Here is a 16,655-nt window from a genome sequence, read left to right as displayed (position 1 = left end):
CCATGAAGTCCCAACCAACACACGCCACTCATCACCAATGCAGGAGAGCCACCATGGCCAACAACTCGTTACGCAAAGCCTCATTGCAAAGCATGGAAGCCGAGATCGAGAGTCTGCTCAAGTCTTTGGAAAGCCTGAAAGACGACGCCTCGGACGAGTCGCGTAAAACCCTCAAGACCCTGAAAAGCAACGCCGAGAATGCCTTGAAGCACTCGCGCCATTTGCTTGGCGATGCCTATGAAGAGGTCAAGGTCAAAACCCGTGAAACCGGGATTGCCACCCGGGACTACGCCCAGGAACATCCTTGGACAACAGCTGGTGTCGCCGTGGGTGCATTAGGCTTGCTGGCCGCTTATCTGTTGTGCAAGCGTGATTAATCCGCGCGACGCAGCTCGTTCTTGAGCCACTGCGCCAGTTGCCGGGCGCGTCCGTCCGCGGCGCGCTTGGGTAGCCACAACGCCAGTTGCGCCGGGGTTTCACTGAAGCCCCAAGGCGCAACCAGGCGGCCGGCCTTCAAGTCCTCCGTCACCAAGGGTTCGGGGGCAATCGCCACGCCCAGACCTGCGACGGCGGCTTCCAGCAAGTAATACAAATGTTCAAATCCCTGGCCGTACTTCAGCGCCCTGGCGTCGAGCCCGCGTGGTTGCGCCCAGTTCGGCCAGGCTTGCGGGCGTGACGTGGTGTGCAGCAAGGGTTCGTTCAGCAGTGCAGTTTCCGGCGCCTGCTTGAGCCGTTCATAGCCGGCGAACCGCGGGCTCATGACCGGGCCGATACGTTCGCTGGCCAGCTCAAAAACCTGCATGTCCGCCGGCCAGGGTGGCTCGGCAAATACCAGCAAGGCATCCAGCCCCGGTCTTCGCGGATCCAGATCGCCTTCTCCGGCCGACAGGTGCAAGCGCAAGTCCGGCAGGTCGGCATTGAGTCTCCCCAGTCTTGGAATAAACCAGCGCGCCAGCAGACTTCCAGAGCAACCGAGCACGAATGGCGCATCGGCGGAGCTTTGTGTGAGTTCGGCGCATACGCCGCGCAGGCGCTCGAAGGCTTCGCTGCTGGCGTCACGCAGGCGTAACCCGGCATCTGTGAGTTTCAGGCCGCGACCGTCCTTGATGAACAGGCTTACGCCGAGGTGTTCTTCAAGTAACTTGAGTTGCCGACTGACTGCGCCGTGGGTGACGTGCAGCTGTTCGGCCGCCTGACTGACGCTGTTCAAGCGGGCGGTGGCTTCGAAGGCGCGAAGCGCGTTCAGCGGAGGAAGGTCATGGCTCATTTGATCTGTGAGTTTTCCTGACAGGTTGTGGCGATCTTATCGGTTTTCAGGCCGAGGCGTCAGGGGTAGAGTGAAGCCCACTATCTCTTTATGCATCACTTCATGCATTCAACTGGAGCGCCCCATGACCCAGACTAATCTGCGCAACGGCCCTGATGCCAACGGCCTGTTTGGCGCGTTCGGCGGCCGCTACGTTGCCGAAACCCTGATGCCGTTGATCCTCGACCTGGCCCGCGAATATGAGTTGGCCAAGGAAGATCCTGCATTCAAGGAAGAACTGGCCTACTTCCAGCGCGACTACGTCGGACGTCCAAGCCCGCTGTACTTCGCCGAGCGTCTGACCGAGTTCTGCGGCGGCGCGAAGATCTACCTCAAGCGTGAAGAGCTGAACCACACCGGCGCGCACAAGATCAACAACTGCATCGGCCAGATCCTGCTGGCGCGGCGCATGGGCAAGAAGCGCATCATCGCCGAGACCGGCGCCGGCATGCATGGTGTGGCCACGGCCACTGTTGCTGCGCGTTTCGGTCTGGATTGCGTGATCTACATGGGCACCACTGACATCGAGCGTCAGCAGGCCAACGTGTTCCGCATGAAGCTGCTGGGTGCCGAAGTGATCCCGGTGGTAGCCGGTACCGGCACGCTGAAAGACGCGATGAACGAAGCCCTGCGTGACTGGGTGACCAACGTCGACAGCACCTTCTACCTGATCGGTACCGTGGCTGGTCCGCACCCTTACCCGGCGATGGTTCGCGACTTCCAGGCCGTAATCGGCAAGGAAACCCGCGAGCAGCTGCAAGCCCAGGAAGGTCGCCTGCCGGACAGCCTGGTGGCGTGTATCGGCGGTGGTTCCAACGCCATGGGCCTGTTCCACCCGTTCCTCGACGACAAGAGTGTCGAAATCATCGGCGTTGAAGCCGCCGGCTATGGCATCGAGACCGGCAAGCATGCGGCCAGCCTCAATGGCGGCGTTCCAGGCGTCCTGCACGGCAATCGTACTTTCCTGCTGCAGGACGACGATGGCCAGATCATCGATGCCCACTCGATCTCCGCCGGCCTGGACTACCCGGGCATCGGCCCGGAACACGCCTGGTTGCATGACATCGGCCGAGTTCAGTACACCTCGGTGACCGACGACGAAGCCCTCGCTGCGTTCCACCAGTGCTGCCGCCTGGAAGGGATCATCCCTGCCCTGGAAAGCGCCCATGCCCTGGCTGAAGTATTCAAGCGCGCCCCGACCCTGCCAAAGGATCACCTGATGGTGGTCAACCTGTCCGGCCGTGGCGATAAAGACATGCAGACCGTGATGCACCACATGGAACAATCTAAGCAGGAGAAACACTGATGAGCCGCCTGCAAACGCGTTTTGCCGAACTCAAGGAACAGAACCGTGCCGCTCTGGTGACCTTCGTGACAGCCGGCGACCCGGGCTATGACACGTCCCTGGCTATCCTCAAGGGCTTGCCGGCGGCTGGCGCCGATGTGATCGAACTGGGCATGCCCTTCACCGATCCGATGGCTGACGGCCCGGCAATCCAGCTCGCCAACATCCGTGCGTTGGGTGCCAAGCAGAATCTGGCGAAAACTCTGCAAATGGTTCGCGAGTTCCGCCAGGACAACAACGAAACACCGCTGGTGCTGATGGGGTACTTCAACCCGATCCACATGTACGGCGTACCGCGCTTCATCGCCGAAGCCAAGGAAGCCGGCGTTGACGGCCTGATCGTGGTCGACCTGCCGCCAGAGCATAACGGCGAACTGTGCGACCCGGCGCAGGCCGCGGGCCTGGACTTCATTCGCCTGACCACGCCAACCACCGACGATGTGCGCCTGCCGACCGTACTCAACGGCAGCTCCGGCTTCGTCTACTACGTATCGGTGGCCGGTGTGACCGGCGCCGGCGCTGCCACGCTGGAACACGTCGAGGAAGCGGTCGCCCGTCTGCGTCGCCATACCGACCTGCCGATCAGCATCGGTTTCGGTATCCGGACTCCGGAACAGGCGGCGTCCATCGCGCGTCTGGCCGACGGTGTTGTGGTGGGCTCGGCGTTGATCGATCACATCGCCAATGCCACCTCCCCGGAACAAGCCGTGGATGGCGTGCTGAGCCTGTGCTCGGCACTGGCGGACGGCGTGCGTAAAGCTCGCGTCAGCTGAGGGTAAAGTGCCTGAGACAGTGGAATTAGAGCCGCGCGGCACAGGCTGAACAGCAAAAAGGGCTTCAGGACTGAGTTCTGAAGCCCTTTTTGCTATGTGTGGCTAAACGCTGTAAATCTTGTGGGAGCGAGCTCGTTCCCACAGGTTGCGGTATCAAGGCAACTCTATCCCGCCTGATGCCTTGTGCAGTTTGCGCAGGTGTTCACCAATCTGCTTCACGTTGGCCTCGTTGGCGGCCATTTCGGCGGCGCGGCCTGGTTCAAGCAATGCCCTCACTTCCTTGTCCAGATCCCCGGACAGCGCCAGGAGCTGCTTCTGGCGCTGGCTGCTTTCCGATTCCAGATGCTCCCACTCGCTCGGTTGCGGCAGGCCATAACCCTTGGTGCCCAGCAGTTCTGCCGGTCGGCTGAGGAAACCACTGTTGGCCAGAATGTCCTTGAGCGTCTCGTTGGCCTTGTCCATGCCGCCATTCTTTAGTTCTCGGGCGCCAAGATAGCGCTGCTTCACTTCATCCTGGGCCAGCAGCAACTGCTGACGGAAGCTGGCTTGTTCCAATAGCAACAACGCCGCGCTGGTGCGCAAATCGGCCTGCTCGAACCATTGCCGACGCTCTGCCGCTTTCAATTCGAGCCAGTCTTCGACGGTTTCCTGTTTGATCGGCAAGTGCTTTTTCAGGATCTCGAACATCGCCTGATAACGCTCGCGAAAGGAGTCGAAACGATAACCCAGGCGCAAGGCTTCTCGTGGGTCGTCCAGCACACTGGCGTCCGCCAGTCCGCGGCCCTTCAGCACTTCGAGCAAACCGTTGGGCATGATGTTGTCGAGTCCCACCAATTGCGGGTTATTGGTGCCGCCACGCAGTAACTTCAGCTCTTCCACCGCGCAGTTGTTCGACAGGAAGAAGTAGTTGCCGTCGTAGCTCCAGTGCATCTCGGCGGCACGTCCGACCACGTCTTCAATCTCTCTGCGCGACAGGTTCAGGGGCACGGAGGCCAGGCTGCGCAGTTCGGTCTTGGTGTATTCGTCGATGACCTGGGATAGCGGCAGGATAAACAGTCGCGACGGGTATTTACCGACCAGGCCATCCCAGCTCGACAGCTGCACGTCGCCGACGAAGGCGCGGTAAGACAGCACCAGATGCTGGTCCAGATCCAATCGGCAATCCGGTCCGCGTGGTCGGCCTGGCGCGCAGATCACCAGGCGCAACATGCTGTGACCCCAGCGGCTGAACAGGTTCTGGTTGGCCTCGGCCAGCAGATAGTCAACGGCATAGACTCGCTCCGGATCGACCTGGCCCAAAGGTGTCTTGGCGAAGTCGCTGCCGGCATTGAGGAACGCGAAGGTCTTGCTACAGGTGTCTTTGGCGGCAGGCGCCCAGCCGAAATGTTCCTGGTAGTAGCGATACAGCGAGGGACGGCGGCAGGCGTAGCTCGGGTCGAGGAGGAAATACTCCATGTTGACCGCGACGAACTCCTTTGGACTGCTGGTCTCGTAGATGTCCGGGCTGCGGGCAATCTGGCGATTGTGCTGTTCGCGTTCACCGCGACGGCCTACGTATTGCTGCCAGCCGGCGAGGTCGAGCAGACGCGGATCGTCACTGAGGGTAAAACGCCGATCGGACTGGCCCCGGCATTGGTCGGGAATGCCAACCAGCCCTGAGCTGTTGTTGCGCTGGGTGCAGCGCTGAATCAGCTTGCGTTCGGCATCCGACCACAGGCGCGAGCGATCATAGATGTGAGTCAGCTCGTGCACCACCGTGGCCAGCATTTCCCGGCGCACGGTGCCATGGGGGCGAAGGGTTTTCTTGGTCGCGGCGCTGCCATCGGTGAGGCTGGCCAGCAGGTTGCGGTTCAGATCGAGTTCGGACACCAGTGATGCCTGACCGTAGGCGTTTCCCGGCATGTCATCCGTCCAGTCGACGTCGATGCGTCGATCGAGTTGCTCGATAAAGCGTGGCGGCAGTGCCTGCATGGCTTCATCGAGCAGCGCCTGGCTGGCTTGCTGTTGCGCGGGAGTCAGACCTTCGGTCTTGAGCTGTAATTGAAGGCCAGCGTGGGCCGTGTTGCCGAGCAGCAACATGGCCCCGGCCAGCAGCCAGGCACCTTGACGCTTCACAGTGCGAGGATGGCTTCGGCGAGATCCTGGTCACTGGCGTCACGAGCTTCCGGCACACGGGTACGCAGTAAATCGAAGGCGGATTCCAGGTGAGCGCCACGAATGTCGCCATTGCTGGCAACGAAACTGGCGGCATCGTCCTGGGCTTCGCGCACGATTTTCGAATCGCGAATGGACGTGGTGGTGTCGGAGGTGAAATCGAGGGTGCGCTGGGTAGCACGGATCAGAATATTACTCGTGGCAACCAGAGTATGTGCCTGGGCCACATCGGCCAACAGCAGCAGACCTAAGGTGGCAGCAATCAGCGGGTTACGCATGGAATGACTCCAGAAAAAACAGGGATAACTATTGGACGAGAATTGCTTGTGCCAGTTCAAGGTCGTTGGCACGAAGTTTTGCCTGGGTCCGACGCAGATACCGCAAGGCAGACTCCAGTCGTGCGCCTCTCAGTTGGCCGTCACTGGCAATGAATGCCGCGGCGTCATCATGGGCAGCGAGCAGCAGTTTATGGTCGAAGGGGGCGGAGGTCACCAAACTTGTGGCGTAACCGCTGGCGACGATGCCTTGGGTGGACAGGTTGAAGGCGTCATAAGCGTGGGCCGATCCGCAGTAACCAAGGGAAAGAAAGGCTGGAGCGATCAAGAAACTTGAAGGAAAACGCATGAGACTCGACAGTTGAAAGTGAGTCCCAAGGCTAGCGCAAGGCCCGTTCTAGAGCCAGCGCCGAAACATTAGGGCACGTCGGGCGTGCCCCATGCCTTGTGCAGTCGTTTAGATCGTCAGGATCGCCTGCGCCAGTTGTGCGTCGGTTGCGTTCAGCTGTGGCGCCTGGCGGTGAATGTGGTCGATGGCGCTTTCCAGTTTCACTCCGCGAATGGAACCTTCGCTGGCGACGAAACTGGCGGCGTCATCACGGGCCGCGAGGACGATCTTGTCATCCTTGAAGGACGACGATATGACGTCGGAGGTCGCATCGGATGTGGCTTTGAGCGCGTTAACTACAGCGTCGGTGGTCACGATGAAGCTGGTTGCGCTGGCATTGGCTGCCACGGCAAACAGGGCTGCAGCGCTGAGCAGGCGGAGACGGGACATGGGTAACTCCTTTGGGTAAACCAGTTGAAAAATGGCGCAGTGTCTGCAAAGTCAGACGCCAGGCGCTTGGTGCTCGCCACGTTCTGACTTGATATTAGGCCTGAGTGTGTCAGTTCGAACAGCCCGTCATGCAAACAGGCAGTCAGCGCCAGAACGGTTTATCCAGTTCATTGATGCGCTCAGCGTCGCTGATGCCAAGATCCGATAGCTGACGATCATCGAGTTGAGCCAGTAAACGTCGTGTTCTCGCCCTTTCCAGGCTAGCGAAGAATCCTGTCAGCAGATCTCTGACCCAGTGCAGGCAAGGTCTTGATCGAAATGATGGGGTCGAAACATCCTGTAAAGAACTCATGGCGCGTTCCCTGTCCTGATAAGTGGAGGGCTCCATGCTGACACCGGTCGAATCTCCGTTGCAGACACACTGCGACGATATTGTACTCATTCAGTTTGTAGTTTTTGCAAACTGTACTGGTGTTCAGGGTTCCCTACTGTAAAAGCGGATTTGACAGGCCAAAACGACAAAACCCGTCGTGGCTTCCCACGACGGGTTTTGTTTTTTCAATTCGGGTTGCTGGCGGTGGACCTTCAGGTCAGAGCCAGCGACGCTAACTTAGCGCCAGAACGGCTTGCTCAGCTCTTCGTAGCGTTGTGCTTCGCTAATCCCGGCGTCAGCCAGCAGGCGCGAATCCAGACGAGCCAGTTGATGGCGGCTGGTGATGCGGCGCTGCCACAGCATCAAGTTGGCGATAACGCGCAGAGGCAGGGAAGCCTGGGTTTTTGCAGCGGTGTCTTCGAAGAACAGTTCGGAACTGAGTGTACGTTCCATGGTTTTCATCCTTCCGCTTATGGCGGGATTAGGTAGTGGCTTAACTGGTGCCCATGATCCTCTCGTTTGCCTAGTCTCTGTAGATACAGTTCATCTGTATTGTGCGAGCTCAGTTAACTGTTTATAGGGGGTGTACTGGTCGAATTTGAGGCAACTGTACCTATCTGCACTGTTAAGGTGCAAAATTGCTGTTTTGACTCGATAAGGTAGGAATTTCCCCTAGGAAATTACCGGTACAGTAGTACAGTTTTTTTCAGAGTGTGAAGTAGTAAGAGCAAGCTGACGAAACTGTGTTTGCGCCAGCTGCTATCTGTACCAATTACTTCTTCAGCATTTGCCCGGTTTCTTCCAGGTTGATGTGCCAGCTCAGGGCATCACGCAGGATGTGCGGGGTGTGCCCGCCGATGCCGCACGCGGTGGTGAAGTAATCATTCAGCGCCTGGCGGTAATCCGGGTGCACGCACTTGTCGATGATGACCCGGGCACGCTCCCGAGGCGCCAGGCCTCGCAAGTCTGCCAGGCCCACTTCGGTCACGAGGATGTCGACGTCATGTTCGGTGTGGTCAACATGGCTGACCATCGGCACCACGCTGGAGATCGCACCGCCCTTGGCGATCGACTTGGTCACGAACACGGACAGGTGCGCGTTGCGCGCGAAGTCGCCCGAGCCGCCGATGCCGTTCATCATCCGCGTGCCGCAGACGTGAGTGGAGTTGACGTTGCCATAGATGTCGAACTCCAGTGCCGTGTTGATGCCGATGATGCCAAGGCGGCGCACGACTTCAGGGTGGTTGGAGATCTCCTGCGGACGCAGAACCAGTTTGTCCTTGTAGCGCTCCAGATTGCCGAACACGTCGGCATTGCGCCGGCTCGACAGGGTGATCGAACTGCCCGAGGCAAAACTCAGCTTGCCCGCGTCGATCAGGTCGAAGGTCGAGTCCTGCAGCACCTCGGAATACATTGTCAGGTCTTCGAACGGCGAGTCGATCAGGCCACACATCACCGAGTTGGCGATGGTGCCGATACCGGCTTGTAGCGGGCCGAGCTTGTTGGTCATGCGCCCGGCTGCCACTTCCTGTTTGAAGAAGTCGATCAGGTGGTCGGCAATGGCTTGGGTCTCGACGTCCGGCGCCAGCACAGTGGAGGGCGAGTCAGCCTGGTTGGTGACAACGATGGCGACGATTTTTTCCGGTGGAATCGGGATGGCGGTGCTGCCAATGCGATCGTCGACCTTGACCAGCGGAATCGGTGTACGGGTCGGGCGGTAGGTCGGAATGTAGATGTCGTGCAGACCTTCGAGATTCGGGTTGTGCGCCATGTTGATTTCGACGATCACGTGCTTGGCGAAAATCGCGAAGCTGGCCGAGTTGCCGACCGAGGTGGTTGGCACGATATGCCCTTGCTCGGTGATCGCCACGGCTTCAATCACGGCAATGTCCGGCAGCTTCAATTGCTGGTTGCGCAATTGCTCCACGGTTTCCGACAAGTGCTGGTCGATGAACATGACTTCGCCGGCATTGATCGCCTTGCGCAGAGTGCTGTCGACCTGAAACGGCATGCGCCGCGACAGCACGCCAGCTTCGGTCAACTGCTTGTCGAGGTCGTTGCCCAGGCTTGCGCCGGTCATCAGGCTGATCTTGAGCGGCGTGACCTTGGCACGCTCGGCCAGCGCCTGGGGAACGGCCTTGGCTTCGCCTGCGCGAGTAAAGCCACTCATGCCGACGGTCATGCCGTCCTCAATCAGAGCGGCAGCGTCGGCAGCGCTCATCACTTTGTCCAACAACGAAGGCAGGCGAATACGGTCACGGTACATGGATTGTTATCTCGGGTAACAGGTAGCAGGACGTGCAGTCTAGTGAATTGCGCTGGCTTCTGTCCCGCTACCAAGGTCGCAATCGAGGCGTCTATTCCGGGCCTTTCAAGCAAAACACCGTTACCGGATCGGTAACAAAAGGATAGTTTGTCCGACGATTTGCGCAAACAAAAACGCCCCGACGAGTCGGGGCGTTCCGTGTGCCGCAGAGGGTTACTCGACGGCTTTGACCATGTCTTCGATGACCTTTTTAGCGTCGCCGAACACCATCATGGTCTTGTCCAGGTAGAACAGTTCGTTGTCCAGGCCGGCGTAGCCGCTGGCCATCGAGCGCTTGTTGACGATGATGGTCTTGGCCTTGAACGCTTCGAGGATCGGCATGCCGGCAATCGGCGATTTCGGATCGTTCTTCGCGGCCGGGTTGACCACGTCGTTGGCGCCCAACACCAGCACCACGTCGGCCTGGCCGAACTCGGAGTTGATGTCGTCCATCTCGAACACCTGGTCGTAAGGCACTTCGGCCTCGGCCAGCAACACGTTCATGTGGCCGGGCATACGACCGGCAACCGGGTGGATCGCATACTTCACGGTCACGCCGCGATGGGTCAGCTTCTCGGTCAGCTCTTTCAGCGCGTGCTGCGCACGTGCCACCGCCAGACCGTAGCCCGGCACGATGATCACGGTGTCGGCGTTGGTCAGCAGGAAGGTCGCGTCGTCGGCCGAACCGGACTTCACCGGACGGGCTTCTTTCGAACCCGCCGGGCCGGCCGCGTCCGCCGTATTGCCGAAGCCACCGAGCAGCACATTAAAGAAGGAGCGGTTCATCGCCTTGCACATGATGTACGAGAGGATTGCACCGGACGAACCTACCAGCGAGCCGGCGATGATCAGCATCGAGTTGTTCAGCGAGAAGCCGATGCCCGCCGCTGCCCAGCCGGAGTAGCTGTTGAGCATCGACACGACCACGGGCATGTCCGCGCCGCCGATCGGGATGATGATCAGCACGCCGAGCACGAAGGCCAACGCCAGCATCACGCCGAAAGCGGTGTAGTCGCCGGTGAGCATGAACGTCACGCCCAGGCCCAGTGTGGCCAGGCCCAGCAGCAGGTTCAGCTTGTGCTGGCCACTGAACTGTACCGGTGCCCCCTGGAACAGGCGGAACTTGTACTTGCCGGACAGCTTGCCGAAGGCGATCACCGAGCCGGAGAAGGTGATTGCACCGATGGCGGCACCGAGGAACAGTTCCAGGCGGTTACCGGCCGGGATCGCGTCACCGAGTTGCTTGACGATGCCCAGCGACTGCGGCTCGACCACGGCAGCCACGGCGATGAACACTGCGGCCAGGCCGATCATGCTGTGCATGAAGGCGACCAGCTCCGGCATCTTGGTCATTTCAACGCGTTTGGCCATGATCGAACCGGCAGTGCCGCCGATCAGCAGGCCGACGATCACGTAGACGATACCGGCCTGGGCCCCGCCTTGTTCAAAAGAGAGCGCAGCCAGCTTGTAGATCAAGCCGATAGTGGTGAGGATCGCCAGGCCCATGCCGAGCATGCCGAACAGGTTGCCACGGCGCGACGTGGTGGGGTGCGAGAGGCCCTTGAGCGCCTGGATGAAGCAGACCGAGGCGATCAAATACAGGGACGTAACCAGGTTCATGCTCATGCTTGCTGCACCTCAGCCTTGACTGCTTCAGCTTTGGCGGCCGGAGCTTTTGCCGGCGCTTTCTTCTTGAACATTTCCAGCATGCGGCGGGTGACCAAAAAGCCACCGAATACGTTGACCGCGGCCAGGGCCACGGCCAGGGTGCCCATGGTCTTGCCCAGTGGCGTCACGGTCAAAGCCGCTGCCAGCATGGCACCGACGATCACGATCGCCGAGATCGCGTTGGTCACCGCCATCAACGGGGTGTGCAGCGCAGGCGTGACGTTCCAGACCACGTGGTAACCGACATAGATCGCCAGCACGAAGATGATCAGGTTGTAGATACCGTCAGAGATCAGCATGTCTTCCATTGTTTTTATCCTCAGCCGTTCTTGCGCACGATCTGGCCGTCGCGGCACATCAGGCACGCGGCGACGATATCGTCTTCAAGGTTGATCACCAGTTGTCCTTCTTTATCGAACAACAGTTTCATGAAGTCCAGCAGGTTGCGGGCGTACAGCGCCGAAGCGTCAGCCGCCACGGCGCTGGCCAGGTTGGTCGGGCCCACGATGGTCACGCCGTTTTCGACGACCACCTGGTCGGCCACGGTCAGCGGGCAGTTGCCGCCCTGGGCGGCCGCGAGATCGATGACCACCGAACCCGGTTTCATCTGGGCCACGGTTTGCGCGCTGAGCAGCGTCGGCGCCTTGCGGCCCGGAATCAGCGCGGTGGTGATAACGATGTCCGCCTGCTTGGCGCGTTCGTGCACGGCCGCGGCCTGGCGCTGCATCCAGCTGGCCGGCATCGGGCGAGCGTAACCGCCGACACCGACGGCGCATTCGCGCTCTTCATCGGTCTCGTAGGGCACGTCGACGAACTTGGCGCCGAGGGATTCGATCTGCTCTTTTACCGCAGGACGCACGTCAGACGCTTCGATCACCGCCCCCAGGCGCTTGGCGGTAGCGATGGCCTGCAAACCGGCCACACCGGCACCCAGAATCAGCACGCGCGCCGCTTTCACGGTGCCCGCAGCGGTCATCAGCATCGGCATGAAACGCGGGTAGTAGTGCGCGGCCAGCAACACGGCTTTATAGCCGGCGATGTTGGCTTGCGACGACAGTACGTCCAGGCTCTGGGCGCGGGAGGTGCGCGGCGCGGCTTCCAGGGCAAAGGCGGTAATGCCGCATTCGGCCATTTTGGCGATGGTTTCATTGCTGAACGGATTGAGCATGCCCACCACTACGGTGCCGCTCTTGATCAGGGCGAGCTCGCTGTCGCTGGGCGCGACCACCTTCAGAATCAGCTCGGCAGCAAACGCATCGTTGGCGCTGCCAATGCTTGCGCCTGCCGCTTCATAGGCACTGTCGACAACGCTGGCGTTAATGCCGGCGCCGCTTTGTACAGTGACCTTATGGCCCTGGCCGATCAGCTTCTTGATGGTTTCCGGGGTTGCAGCAACCCGTGTTTCACCGGTCTGGGTTTCGAGAGGAACACCAATGTGCACGTCAAATCTCCTGCGTGATCTTATTGAGTAAACCCATGCACTACGGATGGTGCGGCTGGGGCGGCCGATCAGCACGATCCCGCCAAATCAGGGCGGGGCGCGGCATTTTGCAGGCGAACTTTGTGCCCTTCAAGGGATTATGACGGGTGACGGAAAATTAACTACAAGTCACCCCGTGACCGAATGTCGCAACCAACCGGCTCAATCCCTTGCAGACCGTGCTTTTCAAGGATTCTGGCCGAAATTGAAGAATTTACACATCGGCCGTATGAATGATGCGGCATTGCCTCGAAATAGTGGCGCAAAGCCGCGTCATCAGGCGCTTGTGGGACGTTTGTACGACTTGTCGATACAGTTTGCTGCCATGCGACAAATACGTATATCTGTAGGGCTTTTGTTTTGCTGACTACGGGGTCAAGTAACCTTGTAGAGCCTTTATCCCTCTAGGCTGTAGCTGTACGCCTGATTTACCAGCCAGTCACGAAATGCCTTTAAAGACGCGGATTCGACCTTTCGCTCAGGAATCATCAGGTAGTAAGCCTTGATACTGGACAGTGCTTGGGGGTTGGCGATCACCAGGCGTTTCTCTTTCAGCTCCCTTTGAATCAGGAACGGTGGAATCAGGGCAATGCCCATGTCGTGCATGGCTGCCTGGGCGAGCATGGAGAATAGCTCGTAGCGGGGGCCCGTCATGTCTCGCGGGACATTCAGGTGTTGGGAGTCGAACCATTGGCGCCAGGCATAGGGGCGAGTGGTTTGTTGCAGAAGAGGCAAGTCGGCGATTTCCCCGGGCGTCAGACTGGTCTTGTTTCCGAGCAGGTTGGGGCTGCAAACGGGCATCGGATTTTCACCCATCAGCCTGTGGGATTCTGTACCCGACCAATCCGCGTCGCCGAAGTAGATGGCGGCATCAAAATCCGTGTCGGCGAACAGGAACGGCCGCGTGCGGTTGGTCAGGTTGACCGTCACTTCCGGGTGTTTCTGCTGGAAATCCTTGAGTCGCGGCAGCAGCCATTGGGTGCCGAAGGTCGGAACTACGGCCAGTTCGATCACGTTGGTGCCCTGCTGGCCCATCACGGACAAGGTGTCGCGCTCAACGGCATCGAGCTGAGTGGCCACCCGACGGCTGTAGGAGAGTCCGGCTTCCGTCAGCTTGACCCCGCGCCGCGAGCGTCGGAACAGTTCCACACTGAGGAACTCTTCAAGGCTGGCAATCTGTCGGCAAATCGCTCCCTGGGTCAGCGAAAGCTCCTGGGCGGCCTTGGTGAAGCTCTCGTGGCGCGCCGCGGCCTCGAAGCTGATCAGGGCGGTGGTGCTGGGTATCTTTCTGCGCATGTACGTCAACCTCACTAATACATCGCATAAAAGCTCTTTTGCGACGTTTCGGAGTGAGAAATTAGCACAACAGTATGCAAAATCCTCGTTTGCCGTCGCGCCGATCCGGGCCTAGGATCAGCCTACGTTATTTGACCCGATTCGAGAGGACACACTCATGGGCGGTAAAGCTAGCTTCAACTGGATCGATCCCCTGCTGCTGGATCAACAGCTCACTGAAGAAGAACGAATGATTCGCGACACGGCTGCGCAATTCGCTCAGCAAAGCCTTGCGCCGCGCATCCTCGAAGCTTTCCGTCATGAGAAGACCGATCCGGCGATCTTCCGCGAAATGGGCGAAGTCGGCCTGTTGGGCGCAACCATCCCCGAGCAATACGGTGGCAGCGGCCTGAACTATGTCAGCTATGGCCTGATCGCCCGTGAAGTCGAGCGCATCGACTCCGGCTATCGCTCGATGATGAGCGTGCAGTCCTCGCTGGTGATGGTGCCAATCAATGAATTCGGTACCGAAGCGCAGAAGCAGAAGTACCTGCCGAAACTGGCGTCGGGAGAGTGGATCGGCTGCTTCGGCCTGACCGAGCCTAACCACGGCTCCGACCCGGGCGCGATGATCAGTCGTGCGCGCAAAGTGGAAGGCGGCTACAGCCTTACCGGCAGCAAGATGTGGATCACCAACAGCCCGATCGCCGATGTGTTCGTGGTCTGGGCCAAGGACGATGCCGGTGACATTCGCGGCTTCGTTCTGGAGAAAGGCTGGAAAGGTCTGAGCGCTCCAGCGATTCATGGCAAGGTGGGCCTGCGGGCATCGATCACCGGTGAAATCGTGATGGACAACGTGTTCGTTCCGGAAGAGAACATCTTCCCGGACGTCCGTGGTCTGAAAGGTCCTTTCACTTGCCTCAACTCGGCACGTTACGGCATCTCCTGGGGTGCGCTGGGTGCAGCCGAGTTCTGCTGGCACACCGCTCGCCAGTACACCCTGGATCGTCAACAGTTCGGTCGCCCACTGGCCGCTACCCAGTTGATCCAGAAGAAGCTGGCCGACATGCAGACTGAAATCACTATGGCGCTGCAAGGCTGCCTGCGTCTGGGTCGTATGAAGGACGAAGGTACCGCTGCGGTCGAAATTACCTCGATGATGAAGCGCAACTCTTGCGGCAAGTCCCTGGACATCGCGCGCATGGCTCGCGATATGTTGGGCGGCAACGGCATCTCCGATGAATTCGGTGTGGCGCGTCACCTGGTCAACCTGGAAGTGGTGAACACCTATGAAGGTACTCACGACGTCCATGCACTGATCCTCGGTCGTGCGCAAACCGGCCTCCAGGCGTTCTATTAAGGAGAACGTCCATGGGCGCGCTATCGCATCTACGGGTACTGGATTTATCGCGGGTGCTGGCCGGGCCTTGGGCCGGGCAGATCCTGGCCGACCTTGGCGCTGAAGTGATCAAGGTCGAGCGTCCGGGTAACGGCGATGACACGCGCGCCTGGGGACCGCCGTTCCTTAAAGACGCTTATGGCGAGAATACCAGCGAGGCTGCTTATTACTTGTCGGCCAATCGCAACAAGCAATCTGTCACCATCGACTTCACTCGCCCTGAAGGGCAGAAGCTGGTGCGTGAACTGGCGGCCAAGTCGGACATCCTGATCGAGAACTTCAAGGTCGGCGGTCTGGCGGCTTATGGCCTGGACTATGAAACGCTGAAGACGATCAATCCGGATCTGATCTATTGCTCGATCACCGGGTTCGGCCAGACCGGTCCTTATGCCAAGCGTGCGGGTTATGACTTCATGATCCAGGGGCTCGGCGGCCTCATGAGTCTGACGGGGCGACCTGAAGGCGAAGAGGGTGCGGGGCCGGTGAAGGTTGGCGTGGCGCTGACGGACATCCTCACCGGGCTGTATTCGACTGTCGCGATCCTGGCTGCGCTTGCGCATCGGGATCACGACGGCGGTGGTCAGCATATCGATATGGCACTGTTGGACGTACAGGTGGCTTGTCTGGCCAATCAGGCAATGAACTACCTGACGACAGGCAACGCGCCTAAGCGCTTGGGTAATGCTCACCCGAACATCGTGCCTTATCAGGATTTTCCTACGGCGGATGGCGATTTCATCCTTACCGTCGGGAACGATGGTCAGTTCCGCAAGTTTGCGGAAGTGGCCGGGCAGCCGCAGTGGGCGGACGATCCGCGTTTTGCCACTAACAAGCTGCGGGTGGCAAACAGGGCAATACTGATTCCGCTGATCCGCCAGGCGACGGTGTTCAAGACTACCGCTGAATGGGTGGCGCAACTGGAACAGGCTGGCGTGCCATGCGGGCCTATCAATGACGTGGCCCAGATGTTTGCCGATCCTCAGGTCAAGGCGCGTGGGTTGGCTATCGAACTGCCGCATGCGCTGGCCGGGATGGTGCCTCAGGTGGCGAGCCCGATTCGATTGTCGGAGACGCCGGTTGAGTATCGTTTTGCACCTCCTCTGCTGGGTGAGCACACGCTTGAAGTTTTGCAGCGTGTGTTGGGTCTGGATGTCGGAGCGGTGTCCGCATTCAAGGCTTCTGGCGTTCTCTGATAGGTCTCTTCTATATAGAGGGAGTTTCGGCTCCTCTATATAGGCACCCTTTGGGGTGTTTTGCTGCTTTCCGCAGTTTATTGATAGAAAACCTGAATCAGTGCTTGACGGCAGATTCCAGGTGTCTATAATTCGCCCCACTTCCGGCGCAGTCGAAACGGAAAACTCCTTGGTAAACAAAGAGTTACGCAGTTTTCGGCAGCGGGTTGCTTCAGTTCATCGAAGCCGAAAGGGAGTTGAAAAAGAGGTGTTGACAGCAGCGTGTAACGCTGTAGAATTCGCCTCCCGCTGACGAGAGATCTGAAGCGCAAGTGGTTGAAGTTACAAAGGA

General features: G+C 59.4%; 17 protein-coding genes. 5 read left to right on the top strand and 12 right to left on the bottom strand.

Annotated elements, in window-relative coordinates; all coding sequences use genetic code 11:
* Positions 1–53 precede the first annotated feature (53 nt).
* Complete coding sequence (locus KW840_RS04045) at positions 54–377, top strand: YqjD family protein (RefSeq protein WP_150812634.1); 324 nt, start codon at positions 54–56, stop codon at positions 375–377.
* Here the strand turns inward: KW840_RS04045 and KW840_RS04040 are convergent.
* Positions 374–1,267, bottom strand: a complete 894-nt coding sequence (locus KW840_RS04040; RefSeq protein WP_154909705.1) for a LysR family transcriptional regulator — start codon at positions 1,265–1,267, stop codon at positions 374–376. The two genes, KW840_RS04045 and KW840_RS04040, sit on opposite strands and share 4 nt — an antisense overlap.
* A 124-nt stretch (positions 1,268–1,391) precedes the next feature.
* Here KW840_RS04040 and trpB point away from each other — a divergent pair, with 124 nt between their 5' ends.
* Together trpB and trpA are read left to right on the top strand one after the other, a co-directional pair.
* Positions 1,392–2,612, top strand: coding sequence for a tryptophan synthase subunit beta (gene trpB / locus KW840_RS04035; RefSeq protein ID WP_008002146.1), 1,221 nt, complete (start codon positions 1,392–1,394; stop codon positions 2,610–2,612).
* A complete protein-coding gene (trpA, locus tag KW840_RS04030; RefSeq protein WP_090452353.1) occupies positions 2,612–3,424 on the top strand; it encodes a tryptophan synthase subunit alpha in 813 nt (270 codons plus the stop codon). Before trpB ends, trpA begins: the two co-directional genes overlap by 1 nt.
* A 153-nt stretch (positions 3,425–3,577) precedes the next feature.
* Here the strand turns inward: trpA and KW840_RS04025 are convergent, their stop codons facing one another.
* The 11 genes from KW840_RS04025 to KW840_RS03975 all read right to left on the bottom strand — a co-directional run bounded on the left by KW840_RS04025 (position 3,578) and on the right by KW840_RS03975 (position 13,753).
* Positions 3,578–5,503, bottom strand: a complete 1,926-nt coding sequence (locus KW840_RS04025) for a DUF4105 domain-containing protein (protein ID WP_256353209.1) — start codon at positions 5,501–5,503, stop codon at positions 3,578–3,580.
* Positions 5,504–5,535: 32 nt separating this feature from the next.
* Complete coding sequence (locus tag KW840_RS04020) at positions 5,536–5,856, bottom strand: DUF2388 domain-containing protein (protein WP_057712574.1); 321 nt, start codon at positions 5,854–5,856, stop codon at positions 5,536–5,538.
* 28 nt (positions 5,857–5,884) lie between these two features.
* The gene (locus KW840_RS04015; protein WP_218494516.1) at positions 5,885–6,202 is read right to left on the bottom strand and encodes a DUF2388 domain-containing protein; all 318 of its coding nucleotides are present in this window, start codon (positions 6,200–6,202) and stop codon (positions 5,885–5,887) included.
* 108 nt (positions 6,203–6,310) lie between these two features.
* Positions 6,311–6,631, bottom strand: coding sequence for a DUF2388 domain-containing protein (locus KW840_RS04010; protein ID WP_057712572.1), 321 nt, complete (start codon positions 6,629–6,631; stop codon positions 6,311–6,313).
* Positions 6,632–6,773: 142 nt separating this feature from the next.
* Positions 6,774–6,983 carry a DUF1127 domain-containing protein gene (locus KW840_RS04005; RefSeq protein WP_079246815.1) on the bottom strand — a complete coding sequence of 70 codons (210 nt, stop codon included), beginning with the start codon at positions 6,981–6,983 and terminating at the stop codon, positions 6,774–6,776.
* Between the two features lie 258 nt (positions 6,984–7,241).
* Positions 7,242–7,457, bottom strand: coding sequence for a DUF1127 domain-containing protein (locus tag KW840_RS04000; RefSeq protein ID WP_008018491.1), 216 nt, complete (start codon positions 7,455–7,457; stop codon positions 7,242–7,244).
* 319 nt (positions 7,458–7,776) lie between these two features.
* Positions 7,777–9,270 carry an acetyl-CoA hydrolase/transferase family protein gene (locus tag KW840_RS03995; protein ID WP_090452357.1) on the bottom strand — a complete coding sequence of 498 codons (1,494 nt, stop codon included), beginning with the start codon at positions 9,268–9,270 and terminating at the stop codon, positions 7,777–7,779.
* Positions 9,271–9,483: 213 nt separating this feature from the next.
* Positions 9,484–10,935 (bottom strand): NAD(P)(+) transhydrogenase (Re/Si-specific) subunit beta, encoded by a 1,452-nt coding sequence (locus KW840_RS03990; protein WP_218494515.1) that lies wholly within the window; start codon positions 10,933–10,935, stop codon positions 9,484–9,486.
* Positions 10,932–11,285: an NAD(P) transhydrogenase subunit alpha gene (locus tag KW840_RS03985; RefSeq protein WP_057712569.1), complete on the bottom strand. Its 354-nt coding sequence runs from the start codon at positions 11,283–11,285 to the stop codon at positions 10,932–10,934. Before KW840_RS03985 ends, KW840_RS03990 begins: the two co-directional genes overlap by 4 nt.
* 11 nt (positions 11,286–11,296) lie before the next feature.
* A complete protein-coding gene (locus KW840_RS03980; RefSeq protein WP_102685615.1) occupies positions 11,297–12,418 on the bottom strand; it encodes a Re/Si-specific NAD(P)(+) transhydrogenase subunit alpha in 1,122 nt (373 codons plus the stop codon).
* Between the two features lie 435 nt (positions 12,419–12,853).
* On the bottom strand, positions 12,854–13,753 hold the full coding sequence (locus tag KW840_RS03975) for a LysR family transcriptional regulator (protein WP_218494514.1): 900 nt from the start codon (positions 13,751–13,753) through the stop codon (positions 12,854–12,856).
* 157 nt (positions 13,754–13,910) lie between these two features.
* Here KW840_RS03975 and KW840_RS03970 point away from each other — a divergent pair, with 157 nt between their 5' ends.
* Entirely contained in the window at positions 13,911–15,092 is a 1,182-nt protein-coding gene (locus tag KW840_RS03970) for an acyl-CoA dehydrogenase (protein WP_008053124.1), read from the top strand.
* Positions 15,093–15,103: 11 nt separating this feature from the next.
* Entirely contained in the window at positions 15,104–16,324 is a 1,221-nt protein-coding gene (locus KW840_RS03965) for a CaiB/BaiF CoA-transferase family protein (protein WP_218494513.1), read from the top strand.
* The last annotated feature ends 331 nt before the right edge of the window (positions 16,325–16,655 follow it).

The sequence above is a fragment of the Pseudomonas sp. PDM30 genome, assembly GCF_019218985.1.
In the GTDB taxonomy this organism is placed as follows: domain Bacteria; phylum Pseudomonadota; class Gammaproteobacteria; order Pseudomonadales; family Pseudomonadaceae; genus Aquipseudomonas; species Aquipseudomonas jessenii.
Note: the sequence above shows the minus strand (reverse complement) of the source record. Positions and strands in the feature narration are given on the sequence as shown.